At 41.2% G+C, this 13,572-nt stretch carries 11 protein-coding genes; 4 read left to right on the top strand and 7 right to left on the bottom strand.

All coding sequences use genetic code 11. The annotated features are described in order from the left end of the window. Position 1 precedes the first annotated feature (1 nt). The 4 genes from bamC to R8G33_11760 all read right to left on the bottom strand — a co-directional run bounded on the left by bamC (position 2) and on the right by R8G33_11760 (position 4,114). Positions 2 to 1,051 (bottom strand): outer membrane protein assembly factor BamC, encoded by a 1,050-nt coding sequence (gene bamC, locus R8G33_11775; GenBank protein MDW3096344.1) that lies wholly within the window; start codon positions 1,049 to 1,051, stop codon positions 2 to 4. Positions 1,052 to 1,073: 22 nt separating this feature from the next. Beyond that, the gene (gene dapA / locus R8G33_11770; protein MDW3096343.1) at positions 1,074 to 1,949 is read right to left on the bottom strand and encodes a 4-hydroxy-tetrahydrodipicolinate synthase; all 876 of its coding nucleotides are present in this window, start codon (positions 1,947 to 1,949) and stop codon (positions 1,074 to 1,076) included. A gap of 115 nt (positions 1,950 to 2,064) precedes the next feature. Continuing rightward, a complete protein-coding gene (locus tag R8G33_11765) occupies positions 2,065 to 3,147 on the bottom strand; it encodes an AI-2E family transporter (protein MDW3096342.1) in 1,083 nt (360 codons plus the stop codon). Between the two features lie 61 nt (positions 3,148 to 3,208). Then, complete coding sequence (locus R8G33_11760) at positions 3,209 to 4,114, bottom strand: LysR family transcriptional regulator (GenBank protein ID MDW3096341.1); 906 nt, start codon at positions 4,112 to 4,114, stop codon at positions 3,209 to 3,211. A 34-nt stretch (positions 4,115 to 4,148) separates the two neighbouring features. Between R8G33_11760 and R8G33_11755 the strand changes: the two genes are divergently transcribed. The 4 genes from R8G33_11755 to R8G33_11740 all read left to right on the top strand — a co-directional run bounded on the left by R8G33_11755 (position 4,149) and on the right by R8G33_11740 (position 9,189). Beyond that, complete coding sequence (locus tag R8G33_11755) at positions 4,149 to 4,796, top strand: DUF4124 domain-containing protein (GenBank protein ID MDW3096340.1); 648 nt, start codon at positions 4,149 to 4,151, stop codon at positions 4,794 to 4,796. Positions 4,797 to 4,909: 113 nt separating this feature from the next. Beyond that, complete coding sequence (locus R8G33_11750) at positions 4,910 to 6,628, top strand: proline--tRNA ligase (protein ID MDW3096339.1); 1,719 nt, start codon at positions 4,910 to 4,912, stop codon at positions 6,626 to 6,628. 266 nt (positions 6,629 to 6,894) lie between these two features. Then, positions 6,895 to 8,238, top strand: coding sequence for an ABC transporter substrate-binding protein (locus R8G33_11745; GenBank protein MDW3096338.1), 1,344 nt, complete (start codon positions 6,895 to 6,897; stop codon positions 8,236 to 8,238). 108 nt (positions 8,239 to 8,346) lie between these two features. Then, positions 8,347 to 9,189, top strand: coding sequence for an SDR family NAD(P)-dependent oxidoreductase (locus R8G33_11740; protein ID MDW3096337.1), 843 nt, complete (start codon positions 8,347 to 8,349; stop codon positions 9,187 to 9,189). A gap of 1 nt (position 9,190) precedes the next feature. Here the strand turns inward: R8G33_11740 and clpB are convergent, their stop codons facing one another. The 3 genes from clpB to rluD all read right to left on the bottom strand — a co-directional run bounded on the left by clpB (position 9,191) and on the right by rluD (position 13,527). Then, on the bottom strand, positions 9,191 to 11,767 hold the full coding sequence (clpB, locus tag R8G33_11735) for an ATP-dependent chaperone ClpB (GenBank protein ID MDW3096336.1): 2,577 nt from the start codon (positions 11,765 to 11,767) through the stop codon (positions 9,191 to 9,193). A 69-nt stretch (positions 11,768 to 11,836) separates the two neighbouring features. Then, complete coding sequence (gene pgeF / locus R8G33_11730) at positions 11,837 to 12,574, bottom strand: peptidoglycan editing factor PgeF (GenBank protein MDW3096335.1); 738 nt, start codon at positions 12,572 to 12,574, stop codon at positions 11,837 to 11,839. Continuing rightward, positions 12,571 to 13,527 carry a 23S rRNA pseudouridine(1911/1915/1917) synthase RluD gene (gene rluD, locus R8G33_11725; GenBank protein ID MDW3096334.1) on the bottom strand — a complete coding sequence of 319 codons (957 nt, stop codon included), beginning with the start codon at positions 13,525 to 13,527 and terminating at the stop codon, positions 12,571 to 12,573. The genes pgeF and rluD overlap by 4 nt, the downstream gene beginning before the upstream one ends. Positions 13,528 to 13,572 lie beyond the last annotated feature (45 nt).

The raw sequence follows: 13,572 nt of genomic DNA, 5'->3' as shown, positions 1-13,572 counted from the left end.
CTTAACCTGTGGTACGGAATACTTGGTAAGCGCTAAGAATCTGATTCAAAATTAATCGAGCATCATATTCTGAAACCACTCTGCCCTCAGCATCATCTGCGAAATGCACTGTAATTAAAGTTTGTGCGCTTTGTGGAAGCAAATGCACTTGATAACGAGAACTTTGCAAACTTGTTCCATCAGGCAAGTCTAAATTGCTAGTGTCAATAAAATAGACACCCTTCGTTCTACTTTGCTCAAATATAGTTAACCCTGTTCTATCTAAAGCAATGCCTGTACGGCGCCATACTCGACTATATTGATCACCAACAAATAGAACTGGTATTCCATCTACATCTTTCAAATCTATATATAAGCGCGGACCTTGCGCATTAGCCACTTCAAATAAAGCGTCTTGGCGTGACTTACCCATATGCTCCATCAAATTCACCATCACTTCAGCTTCAGCTTCAGGATCACTTTTTGCTGCCGCCCAAACACCACCCTGATCGGTGATGGCTTGTAAGTCTGCTTTACGCTGGCTAATAAAAATGTTTGTCACCGCATTAGGTTCTCGCTCTAAGCGAATACGAAACTTACTTCGTGATGCAGCCACTTCTCGCCCACCGGTAATGCCACTATTACTTGAATCAATTTGCTCGATCCAATCCGTTTCCATTATCCCGGTAGACGGAAGATCTTTATCTAAGCCGATACCTTGATTCGCCCAAAATGAACGTAGCAATGGCCACACATTAACTGGATCGACTTCTGCTTCTAACCAACGCAAGTCACCTTCACGGCGTAAAGATACATCAACATATTCTGGCGCAACACTTGCGTCTAGTGCTTTTCCATATGTTTCTATAGCACTGACACGATCATTCGCAGTTTGTGGAATTTTTAAACTTTCATCCCATTCTGGAGTAACTAATTCCGGTGGCGCCTCAAGCCCTCCAACACTGCCAGCTTCACCATATTTCGTACCAACAATATTTTTCACATAAGCGCATGATTGCAGCGCTGACAGAGAACAAACTAACACACAGATATTAATTAAATTTCTATTCATGTTTTTATTTGTGTAATTATATTTAAATACAGCCAGCTTTTTTCAATGCACTGCGCATGACATCATGATATTGCTTATCCAAAGGCGTAAGGGGTAATCGCAGCCCTGGGGGAATTAAGCCCATTTCATGTAGAGACCATTTTGTTGGAATAGGGTTCGATTCAATAAACAAATCACGGTGCAGGTCCTCTATTTTAGCATTTATTTCTTGTGCTTTTTCACGATTACCCGCTAGTGCCGCTTGACACATTTCATGCATGAGTTTTGGCGCTACATTAGCAGTCACTGAAATCACACCTTGGCCACCAGCTAAGATAGATTCCATCGCCTGAAAATCTTCGCCACTCACAATCATGAAATCTGGACCACATAATTCTCTAATTTTTATACCGCGCGCTAACTCGCCGGAAGCTTCTTTAACACCCACAATATTTTTGATTTTAGACAGACGTGCTACTGTTTCAGGGAGCATGTCACAAGCGGTACGACCAGGCACGTTATATAAGATTTGAGGAATATCAACTTCTTCAGCGACTTTTTTGTAGTGTTGAAATAAACCTTCTTGCGTAGGTTTGTTGTAATAAGGCGTGACTAATAAACATGCATCTACACCAGCCTCAGCTGCGCAGCGCGTAAGTGAAATCGCCTCCCAAGTAGAATTTGCCCCTGTGCCGCCTATTACTGGCACACGGCCTTTGACGCGATCAACGACGCGTTTAATCACTTCACAGTGCTCTTGGTGATCTAGAGTTGCAGATTCACCGGTTGTACCAGCGGGTATAATGACATCAGTTTGGTTATCTAGATGAAAATCGACCAATTTATCTAACGATTCAAAATCAACTGAACCATCATCCTGCATTGGCGTGGCAATCGCGACCATGCTGCCTTTAAACATTCATCTCTCCGTGCGCTATAAAATAGCAGGGAATAGTAATCGGCCACATTCGCCTTTACAAGCTCATCTTACTCAATGAGCGGCCATTTCAACCCAAATTGAAACTACAACCAAATTAATCATTAGCCTTAATATCTGTGCTTTGCTCGATATCTACTTGAGGCCAAGCATTAATCACAGCGTTGATTAGTGTTGCCAACGGAATAGCAAAAAACACTCCCCAAATACCCCAAATACCCCCAAAGAATAGTACTGCGGCAATAATTGCTACTGGGTGTAAATTAACTACCTCTGAAAATAATAGCGGAACTAAAATATTTCCATCTATAAATTGAATGATGCTATATGCAATTAGCACATAGGCAAATTCGCTAGATATCCCCCATTGTGCATAAGCAACAAACATAACCGGTAATGTGACTACGGCAGCACCTGCGTATGGGATAATCACCGACAAGCCAACTAGCACTGCCAACAACATTGCATAATTCAAATCTAGAAAAGTAAATGTCACGTAAGTTACCGACATTATAATAAATATCTCAATAAACTTGCCGCGCACATAGCTAGCTATCTTTTGATTAACTTCAAACCATACTTCATTAGTTAAATCCCGATCGCCAGGCAAAAAATCTTCCAACCACTGAAGAATTATTGACTTATCTTTTAACAAAAAGAACACAAGCAATGGCATCAAAATTAAATACACCAGAATAGTAATTAGCCCAACCACGGAGGCCAATGGACGAGAAATAAGCGCTTGCCCAAAATTAACTAGTTCGCCGCCAAGAAACTTCATCATATCGTCCACTTGTTCTTGATTGATCAAACTTGGAAATCTTTCCGGCAACTGCATTAGTAATTGCTGCCCTTGGCTAACCATAATTGGCAGGTCTTTGAAAAATTCTGAGAGTTGTTTTGACAGTACGGGAATAAATACAAATAAAAGTAAAAGAAGTACTGCCATAAATATAGAAAACACAATAAATAAAGCAATTATTCTTGGGCTTTTGCTTTTTTGAAGGAGCGAGACCGCACCCTCAAGCAAATAGGCTATCACAATACTTGCAAATAGTGGCGCTAGGATTTTACCAGCGAATATGACAACAGCGAATCCGCCCAGCAAAAATAATAATAAAATTACAACTTGTGGATCTGAAAAGTGACGATCATACCAAGCACGCAAATAATCAAACATAAAAGACTAACAATTTTAAAAAAGTAGCAATACAATTTCTAGTTTTGAAACTTTAGCTCACCTAATGATTTGATGCATCACTACAATAAGTACGTGCATAGTCGAGCAGTTTTTCCATTGCACGTAATCTAAATTTTTGTCGCTGACGAACAAAAGAGAATGATCTTTCCATAGGAGGATCTAGAGTCACCGCAACCAATGTGCCTAATTTCAATTCTTTTTCCAGTGTCGCCAGTGACGCTATTGAAATACCCATCCCAGCTTCAACCGCCCCTTTAATTGATTCAGGACTACCAAGCTCAAGCGATACATTGAGATTATTACGATCCAAACCCAGTCCCACCATATGATCCAGTATCACTTCGCGAGTCCCAGATCCTTCTTCTCGGCAAATAAACGGATAGTTCATCACCTCTTCCAGAGAAATAGATTCTCGATTGGCAATTTCGTGCCCTGGCGGAACAACAACAACTAGCTGATCTACTCGACACACTTCTACCAATAAATTTTTATTCGCCACCGGTCCTTCAACTACGCCAAGATCGATCATGCTATTTTCGACCATAGACACTATTCCCTCAGTATTTGAAACTTTAAGCCTTAAATTAATATCTGGAAATTCAACGGTAAAACCACGCAACAAGGCCGGCAACATATACTCTGCAATAGTAGTACTAGCCCCCATGGTTAGCGCACCACTGACATCACCCGTTAATTCTTTTACTGTATTTTCCATTTCAGCATACAAGGAGAAAATTTCTTCTGCATACTCGTATGCTTTACGCCCAGCTTCTGTTAATGCAACACGATTATGAGTTCTGTCAAATAGACGTGTATCAAAATGGTCTTCAAGCTGGCGCACTTGGAAGGTCACCGCTGGCTGAGTCATATGCAACGTTTCTGCAGCTTTGGTAAAGCTGAGTAATCGTGCAACGGTATAAAATACTTGGAGCCTGCGATCAGCCATAAACAATGATCCTTAGTGGATTACCTGTGTAATTGTGAGTATATCACTCTCGACACAGTATATGATGCTTGATATTTATCCAGCCTTAGGCCGCGATAGCGGCTTTGTTAGCTACTCTTATCGCCGATATCGACAGCTCCGTCGTATGCACCCCATTTTATCGACATGTGGATCATTGGGATTAGCAATGCTTCTGCTACAATTTAATCATTACGCTAATGGAGTTTTTATCATGTGGAAATCAGGAACAATTGTTGGGATAGCCTTGGTATCAATTTTAATTGCTAGCAATGTTAATGCACAAGCATATAAATGGGTCAGCCCAACGGGAAATACCATCTATAGTCAAACACCGCCTCCGATAGGAACTCCTTTTGAATTAGTAGATGACGAAAGCATTGCCGCTTCTAACTACAGTATATCTAAGACTAAGAAATTGAATAAAAGCCTAGATGCTTCACGTGAAGCTCGTGAAAAGAAAAAAAATGAGCAACAGCAACTTGCCGAAAGCAATCAGATCAAAAAAGAAAATTGCGCACAGGCGAAAACAAACCTTACTTCTCTAACAAGCAGAGGCCAAGTCACTATTAAAGAAGGCGGTCTTTATCGCAAACTGACTGAAGAAGAACGACAAGAACGCATCACATCAGCCAATCAAAGTATCGAAGAATTTTGCAACTAACACTTAACTAATTGCTGACTTAATTTAACATTTTCAAGGATGTACTTGCTTAGAAGCTAAATCTGGTATTTACTGGCGCGCATTACGCCAACAACTACAAGTATACGTTACAAATGCGCGTTTCCAACTTCCCACTTTCTACACTAAAAGAAGTCCCTGCTGACGCTGAAATTATCAGCCACCAGCTAATGCTTAGAGCTGGAATGATTCGAAAATTGGCCTCTGGTATGTATAGCTGGCTGCCATTAGGGCTACGCACACTAAGAAAAGTGGAAGCTATAATCCGCGAAGAAATGAATCAGGCTGGCGCACTGGAGCTACTAATGCCCTCAGTGCAACCCGCGGAACTATGGCAGGAATCAAAACGCTGGGAGCAATATGGCCCAGAACTGCTTCGCTTTAATGATCGCCATCAACGCGAATTTTGTTATGGCCCTACGCATGAAGAAGTAATCACCGATATTGCTCGTCGTGAAATTCGCTCTTACAAGCAATTACCAGTCAACTACTACCAAATTCAGACAAAATTCCGTGATGAAATTCGCCCTAGATTCGGCGTCATGCGAGCACGTGAGTTCATAATGAAAGATGCTTACTCTTTTCATGAGTCTCAGCAATGCCTGGAAAATACATATCAATGCATGCACCAGGCTTACACAAAAATTTTTAATCGACTAGGTTTAGAGTTCCGCGCTGTTGAAGCCGATTCCGGATCTATTGGTGGTAATAGCTCTCATGAATTCCATGTGCTTGCTAAGTCAGGTGAGGATGCCATTGCCTTTTCAGACGCTAGTAATTACGCAGCCAACGTTGAATTAGCGCCTATCGCATATCAAGAAAACACCAATTTAGGCGAAAAATTAAGCTCTGAAAAAGTAGCAACACCCACACAAAAAACCATCGATGAAGTCAGTCAGGCGCTTGCAGTTGAAACAAAACAATGCATAAAAATGCTTATCGTCAAATCTGAAGATAATGGTGTAATTGCCTTAGCTATTAGAGGGGATCATGAACTAAATCCTGTAAAAGTAGAAAAAATTGATGGCGTATTTAGTCCGCTCACTTTTGCCAGCAATGAAGAAATTGAAAATTCAACTAATTCTGTGCCTGGCTTTATAGGCCCAATTGATCTTAATTGTCGGGTAATAGTAGATCACGCAGCTGCCATACTAGAAAATTTTGTATGTGGTGCAAACGAAGCAGGATTTCATATTAAGAATGCTAATTGGCCGCAAAAAACTGCACTAGAGCACGCAGATCTGAGGAATATCCAGCAAGGCGATCCAAGCCCGGACGGCAATGGGTCTATTCAAATCAAACGTGGTATAGAAGTTGGTCATATTTTTCAGCTTGGTGATAAATATAGTCGCGAACTCAATGCATCTGTTTTAGATCAAAACGGCAAAGAAAAAATTATGACGATGGGATGCTATGGTATTGGCGTTTCGCGCATCGTAGCTGCGACCATCGAACAAAATTACGACGACCACGGAATTATTTGGCCATTGTCGCTTGCGCCGTTTCAGCTTTCCCTGATTCCAATCAATATGTCTAAATCAGAAACGGTAAAATCCTACTGTGAAGATATTTATCAGCGCTTGAGTAAGAAAGGTATCGAAGTACTTTTCGATGACCGTAATCTGCGTCCTGGAATGATGTTTGCGGATCATGAACTAATTGGTATCCCGCATCGTTTGGTCGTCAGTGAACGTGGCTTAAAAGCAGGCCGGCTGGAGTACAAATATCGTACTGATAAAGACAGCAAAGATATTGAAGTATCAGATGTTGAAACCTTCTTAGTTAAGTTAATAACCTCAAACTTTGTTGGTTAAATTCAATTAGTCTCGACAGAATAAGTTCACACACTAATTTTTAGAGTTACGGAACTACAAATTCACAATACTCTAATTTACTAATATACAAGACATTTTATGTTGGCATTCCTGTCATTTTGCGAATAAACTGCGACTCATGACATCTGTTGTTCCTTTCAGTAGGTGTTTAATAAGACGTGTGTAGTTAACGCTGCATGCAATAATAATTAGCAATTTAAAGTAAACACTTAAACACTTCCATTTTTCTTAACAGGAGTAAAAATATGAAGACGAGAGTAATGATACTGGCAGCCGCATTATTTGCGATGGTCAGCACCAGTAGCGTAGTCGTAGCAGAAGATACGATGTACGTTCCAATCCCAAGTTATCGTGTGGGCCCATATGCAGCGGGTGGTACAGGATATTTTGGTGGAATCTTAGACTATTATAATTTGTTGAACTCACGTGGCGGTATCGGCGGAGTTAAGCTAATTTGGTCTGAGTGTGAAACTGAGTATTCAGTAGAGCGTGGAGTAGAGTGCTACAAGCGATTGAAAGATCGTGAAGGTGGCGCTGTATTTTTTGATCCACTATCAGTAGGTATCTCAACTGCATTGATCGAAACAGGTCGCGCAGACAAGATGCCAATCATCGCAGTGAACCATGGTAAAACAGCCGGTCAACGTGGCGATATTTTCCCATACTACTTTATGCCAGGCATCAACACATATGATGAGCACTCAATTATGGTGCACTACATTGGTGGTTTAGAAGGTGGCATGAGCAATCTTAAAGGTAAGAAGATTGCGATGTTGTTCCACGGATCACCGTATGGTCGTGAAGCAATTGATTTCATGGACAGCATGTGTGAGAAGCACGGATGTTCACATGAAGCAATCGAAGTACCTCACCCAGGTAACGAGCAGCAATCACAATGGTTGAAGATTCGTAAATCAAAGCCTGACTACGTATTACTACGTGGCTGGGGTGTGATGAATCCAGTGGCTATGCAGACTGCTAAGCGTATGGGTTATCCAGTAAGCCGATTAATCGGAAACATCTGGTCTAACTCAGATGAGGACGTAATTCCAGCAGGTAGTGCAGCAGATGGCTACCAAGCGATTACAACTCACCCTGCGGGCACAGACTTCAAAGTGGTTCAAGACATCATTTCTGACGTGTATGGCGCAGGTAACGGCGACCTTCAGGATAAGTCACGTTTAGGTTCTGTATATTGGAACTTAGGTGTACTAGCTGGTGTTGTTCACACAGAAGCACTAAGAATTGCTCAAGAGCGATTTGGTAACCGTGCGTTAACTAGCTCAGAAGCTCGTTGGGGCTTTGAGAACTTAACTCTAACTGCAGCACGCATTGAAGAGTTAGGCGCAACTGGCTTAGTGCCTGAGTTGAACTTGAGCTGTATGGACCATGTAGGCGGTCACTTAGCGAAATTCCAGCAATGGGATGCGAGTGCACGTCAGTGGAACATTGTGTCAGATTGGATTGAAGGTGATGTACCATTATCACAAGCAATCATTGATGCAGGTGCAGAGAAGTATGCAGCAGACAATGGCATCGAGAGACGTCCTTGTGATGCAAGCAACAACGACGATGACTTCGACCTTTAAGAAGTCGACTTCGTAATCAAATTAAAACCGGGCTTTTTAGCCCGGTTTTTTTTCGTCTGCATTTTAGTGCTGACGTAACACTTAGAATCTCTTATATTAAATAACTACATGTCTTCTCATAAACGTTCAATATTAATTACCGGGTGTTCGTCAGGTATTGGCTATCAAGTTGCAAAAGACTTGAGTAAACATGGTTATCAAGTGATAGCAAGCGCTCGAAATAATGCAGATGTAAAACGCCTAAACAAGGAAGGTATATTTTGTTTACAACTTGATTTAACAGACTCTCAAAGTATTCAAAATGCTTTTGAAGCTTGCCTAGAATACTCACAAGGCTCACTTTACGGATTATTTAATAATGGAGCTTATGGACAAGCAGGCGCTGTAGAAGACCTTACGCGCGAAGCAATGACTTTACAGTTTGAAACCAATGTAATTGGCACCATGGAGCTGACAAATTTAGCCATACCTATAATGCGCCAACAAAACATGGGACGCATTATTTTCAACAGTTCTATCCTCGGATTTATCGCATTAAAATTCAGAGGCGCTTACACAGCGAGTAAATATGCAATCGAAGGATTTGCAGATACATTAAGGTTAGAGCTAGAGGATACAAAGATATCAACATGTTTAATTGAACCTGGCCCAATAGAAACCAAATTTAGAGCTAATAGCTATCAGATGTATAAAAAATATGTCGATCGAGATAGCAGCCCGTTTAAACTAGAATATTTAAATTCAGAAAAACGTTTACTTAAAAAAGGTGCAGCAGCACCTTTTACCCTTCCCGCCTCTGCAATAACACCCAAAGTCATTCACGCCCTTGAAAGCAGTCAGCCAAAAGCACGTTACTACGTCACTAAGCCAACATATGCTTTAGGTTATTTAAAACGTGCATTAAGCAGCAAACACCTAGACAAAATTCTGTTGAAAATATCTAATAGCTAAATTACTTTTTACAAAAACTTAGACTGCCATCCTTAATCTCAACTTGTATTACATCACCTGAGATATATTTACCCTGCAACAAATCTCTTGCTAACGCATCTTCTAAGTATTGCTGTATTGCTCTTTTTAATGGCCGCGCTCCGTAGATTGGATCAAAACCAGCATTACCCAGATACGCAAGTGCCTCATCTGATATCTCGATACTTATTTCACGCTCTGTTAATCGCTGCTGTAATCGGTTCAACTGAATCCTAGCAATTTCTTGAATTTGCTGCTTAGTTAATGGCTTAAATACTATAGTGTCGTCAATTCGATTTATAAACTCAGGCCTAAAATGTTGCCCTACAACTTCCATCACTGTTGACTTGATTTCATCATAGTTCTGAGATGCCGATAATTCTTGTATGCGATCACTCCCAAGGTTAGATGTCATCACTATCACTGTATTTCGAAAGTCTACTGTGCGCCCGTGCCCATCAGTTAAACGACCATCATCTAACACTTGAAGTAGAATATTAAACACGTCTGGGTGCGCTTTCTCTACTTCATCAAGTAACACGACACTATACGGTTTACGCCTAACAGCCTCAGTTAAATAACCACCTTCCTCATAACCAACATAACCTGGTGGTGCGCCAACTAGCCGAGCAACAGAGTGCTTCTCCATAAATTCTGACATATCGATGCGAACAATTGCTTCTTCAGTATCGAATAAAAATTCCGTGAGCGCTTTAGTCAGTTCTGTCTTACCCACACCGGTTGGACCTAACATTAAAAATGAGCCATTGGGTCGATTGGGATCAGCCAAGCCAGCACGAGATCGCCTGACTGCATTTGATACCGCTGTAATTGCTTCATTTTGGCCAACCACTCTACGTTGAAGATAACTTTCCATCTCCAATAATTTTTGTTGCTCACCTGAAAGCATTTTAGTAACGGGAATGCCTGTCCATTTAGAGACGACTTCAGCGATTTCATTGTCGCTGACATTATTTCTCAATAACTGTGTCTGCCTATTTTCGTTACCTGCAGCATCCTGAATTTTTTTCTCTAAATTTGGAATTACGCCATATTGCAACTCAGACATTTTTGCCAAATCTCCTGAGCGGCGTGCAGAATCGAGTTGAATCCGCGCCTGTTCTAGCTCTTCTTTAACGTGATGCGTTCCTTGCAATGTTGCCTTATCAGCATTCCAAATTTCTTCCAAGTCTGAATAACTTTTTGATAGCTGCTTTATTTCATCTTCAAGAATCTCTAAACGCTTAAGTGATGCATCATCAGACTCTTTTTTCAACGCTTCGCGTTCAATTTTCAACTGAATAAGACGCCTGTCCATTCTGTCCATTTGCTCTGGCTTAGAATCGATTTCCATGCGAATCTTTGAAGCAGCTTCATCAACTAAGTCAATGGCCTTATCTGGTAGCTGACGGCCAGAAATATATCGATGCGACAATGTTGCTGCCGCCACAATAGCAGGATCAGTAATCTCGACACCATGGTGTAATTCGTAACGTTCTTTAAGTCCGCGCAGAATGGCTATGGTATCTTCTACCGAAGGCTCATCTACAATAATTTGTTGAAAACGTCTTTCCAGCGCTGCATCTTTTTCGATATATTCACGATACTCATCTAGCGTTGTTGCGCCCAAACAATGTAGCTCACCTCTTGCTAATGCTGGCTTCAACATATTACCTGCATCCATCGCACCTTCTGCTTTACCCGCACCAACCATAGTATGCAATTCATCGATAAATAATATAATTTGCCCTTCTTGTTTGGCCAAATCATTCAAAACCGCTTTTAAGCGTTCTTCAAATTCACCACGAAATTTTGCACCAGCAATTAGTGCACTTAAGTCTAAAGAAAGTAGTCGTTTACCTTTAATTCCTTCTGGCACTTCTCCATCAACAATTCTTTGTGCCAAGCCTTCAACAATCGCAGTTTTACCTACACCCGGCTCACCGATTAATACCGGATTATTTTTAGTACGTCTCTGCAATACTTGAATTGAGCGTCGAATTTCATCATCTCGACCAATGACCGGATCTAATTTACCCTGTTCTGCACGCTCAGTTAAATCAACTGTATATTTATCCAAGGCATCGCGTTGTTCCTCTTGATTCTGGCTATTCACAGCTTCGCCTTTGCGTAATTTTTTAATTGCCTTTTGTACATTAGATTTATTCGCGCCTAACTGCTTTAATACTTCACCGACAGCATGCTTATCTTCTAACACTGCCAGTGCAAATGCTTCGCATGCAATGTATTCATCACCCCATTCGTGAGCAATTTTTTCTGTAAGATTTAACAAGCCCGACAAACTTGAAGACACATGAACTTCTCCGCCCACACCACTAACTTGAGGTAAAGATTCAATTTGCTGCTGCAATCGAGAAGATAATTGATCTACATCAATCCCTGCATTTGCATAAATGTTGTAAACACCACTGCCTTGATGCTCGAGCATGGCTAACAATACATGCGATGCTTCTAGCATTTGATGACTTTGACGCACAGCTAAAGACTGCGCTTCTTGCAAGACTGATTGAAAGGTTGTAGTTAGCTTATCTGTTCTCATATGCTTCAAATATTCATTCAAGATGATCTATATTTGGGGGTAGCTATGAGTAACTTCAAGGGCAAATTTCTAATGTCGAGCAATAATTGTTGCCATTCTTCCTGTCACTGAATTACGCCGATATGAAAAAAATTGCTGCTCGTCACCGTAAGTGCAATAGTCCCCACCATATATATTTTCTATATCGGCCGCTTTGAGAACAATCTTTGCGGCTTGATAAATGTTAAGTATCCACTTACCTGATTCTTTAACTTTAAAGCATCGCTCAAATTCATTATTACGTAACATGTAAGCCTCAAAAACATCGCTCCCCACTTCAAATGCATCGGGACCAATGGCGGGCCCTAACCAGACATATTCTGGCTTTTTTATTTGCGACATTGCGCCGATAGTACTTTCTATAACACCGTCCACCAGCCCTCGCCAACCAGCATGAGTCGCGCCGACACATTCTCCTTTTTCATCAGAAAACAACAATGGCAAGCAATCTGCCGTCAACACGGCACAAGCAATGTTCTTGCAACTTGTGAACGATGCATCTGCCTCAATGACATCAGCATCGATAACAGATGCATCTACAGTGATTGTACTATGAGTTTGTCTCAGCCATTTTGTTGTATAATCCACACCAAGAAACTCATCTAGTTGATGGCGGTTTCTCAATACATCTTGTTTCTTATCACCAACATGCAGTGCAAGATTAAACTCATCGTATGGACTCGCACTACATCCTCCGACTCTGGTTGTAGTGAATGCAGTAACTTTACCTTGCAATGGCCAATTAGGCTCAATCAGCCGCATGTTCATAAAGAAGTGTGTTGTCTAAGTGTCTCTAACAAACCCTGCATGTCATCAGGCATATCAGTACTCCATTTCATTGCTTTATGTGTTATAGGATGCTCAAAAGCAAGCTCAAAGGCATGCAATGCTTGGCGAGGAAATGAGCATAAACATTCATTTAGTTCTTCCGGCACATTCGCTACTCTTTGCATACGTGGCGCATACACTGCATCACCTATGAGTGGATATTTAATTGCAGAAAAATGCACTCGAATTTGATGAGTACGTCCGGTTTCTAATTTAGCTTCAACCCATGTATGACGTTTAAACTTCTCTACTATTTTGTAATGCGTACATGCTGGCTTACCTTTTTCAGATATCGCCATTTTAGTCCGATCATGTGGGTGACGACCAATAGGTTTGTCAATCGTCCCACCAGAAATCATCTGCCCACGTACAACAGCATAATAACGTCGCTCCACTTTGCGCTCTTGTAACATATTAGTTAACGCTGCGTGGGCAACCAAAGATTTTGCTACAACCATTACTCCACTAGTATCTTTATCTAAACGATGAACAATCCCTGCGCGTGGCAAAGACGACTGCTTCTTATCATGATGAAGCAATGCATTCATTAGTGTCCCAGTGTGATTGCCCGCTCCAGGATGCACTACTAAGCCTACTGGCTTATTGATCACAATAATATGTTCATCTTCAAAAACAATATTGATGGGGATATTCTCAGCAAGATGTTGAGTATTTTGGTCTTCCTGAACGGGGTGTAACTCAACCTCCTCACCCCCTGTAACACTAAATCGCCCAACTTGGAATTTGCCATTCACAGTGACTAATTCTTGAGTAATCCAAGACTGTATCTTGGCACGAGAGTATTCAGGGAATAACATTGCTAGCGAACGGTCAAGTCTTAACCCAGCATGATCCATGGGAATCACTATTGTTTGCTTAATTTGCTCAGACATATCGCTAGTAAACGCCTGTGTAATGTATACTTACCATTAAAATAA

The organism is Gammaproteobacteria bacterium, from assembly GCA_033344735.1.
GTDB lineage: Bacteria > Pseudomonadota > Gammaproteobacteria > UBA4575 > UBA4575 > UBA1858.
Note: the sequence above shows the minus strand (reverse complement) of the source record. Positions and strands in the feature narration are given on the sequence as shown.

Bases quoted from the DNA above. Each gene is read 5' to 3' on its own strand.
- R8G33_11740 (MDW3096337.1), top strand. From the start codon at position 8,347: ATGTCTTCTCATAAACGTTCAATATTAATTACCGGGTGTTCGTCAGGT.
- dapA (MDW3096343.1), bottom strand. From the start codon at position 1,949: ATGTTTAAAGGCAGCATGGTCGCGATTGCCACGCCAATGCAGGATGAT.
- R8G33_11750 (MDW3096339.1), top strand. From the start codon at position 4,910: ATGCGCGTTTCCAACTTCCCACTTTCTACACTAAAAGAAGTCCCTGCT.
- R8G33_11765 (MDW3096342.1), bottom strand. From the start codon at position 3,147: ATGTTTGATTATTTGCGTGCTTGGTATGATCGTCACTTTTCAGATCCA.
- bamC (MDW3096344.1), bottom strand. From the start codon at position 1,051: ATGAATAGAAATTTAATTAATATCTGTGTGTTAGTTTGTTCTCTGTCA.
- clpB (MDW3096336.1), bottom strand. From the start codon at position 11,767: ATGAGAACAGATAAGCTAACTACAACCTTTCAATCAGTCTTGCAAGAA.
- rluD (MDW3096334.1), bottom strand. From the start codon at position 13,527: ATGTCTGAGCAAATTAAGCAAACAATAGTGATTCCCATGGATCATGCT.
- pgeF (MDW3096335.1), bottom strand. From the start codon at position 12,574: ATGAACATGCGGCTGATTGAGCCTAATTGGCCATTGCAAGGTAAAGTT.
- R8G33_11760 (MDW3096341.1), bottom strand. From the start codon at position 4,114: ATGGCTGATCGCAGGCTCCAAGTATTTTATACCGTTGCACGATTACTC.
- R8G33_11745 (MDW3096338.1), top strand. From the start codon at position 6,895: ATGAAGACGAGAGTAATGATACTGGCAGCCGCATTATTTGCGATGGTC.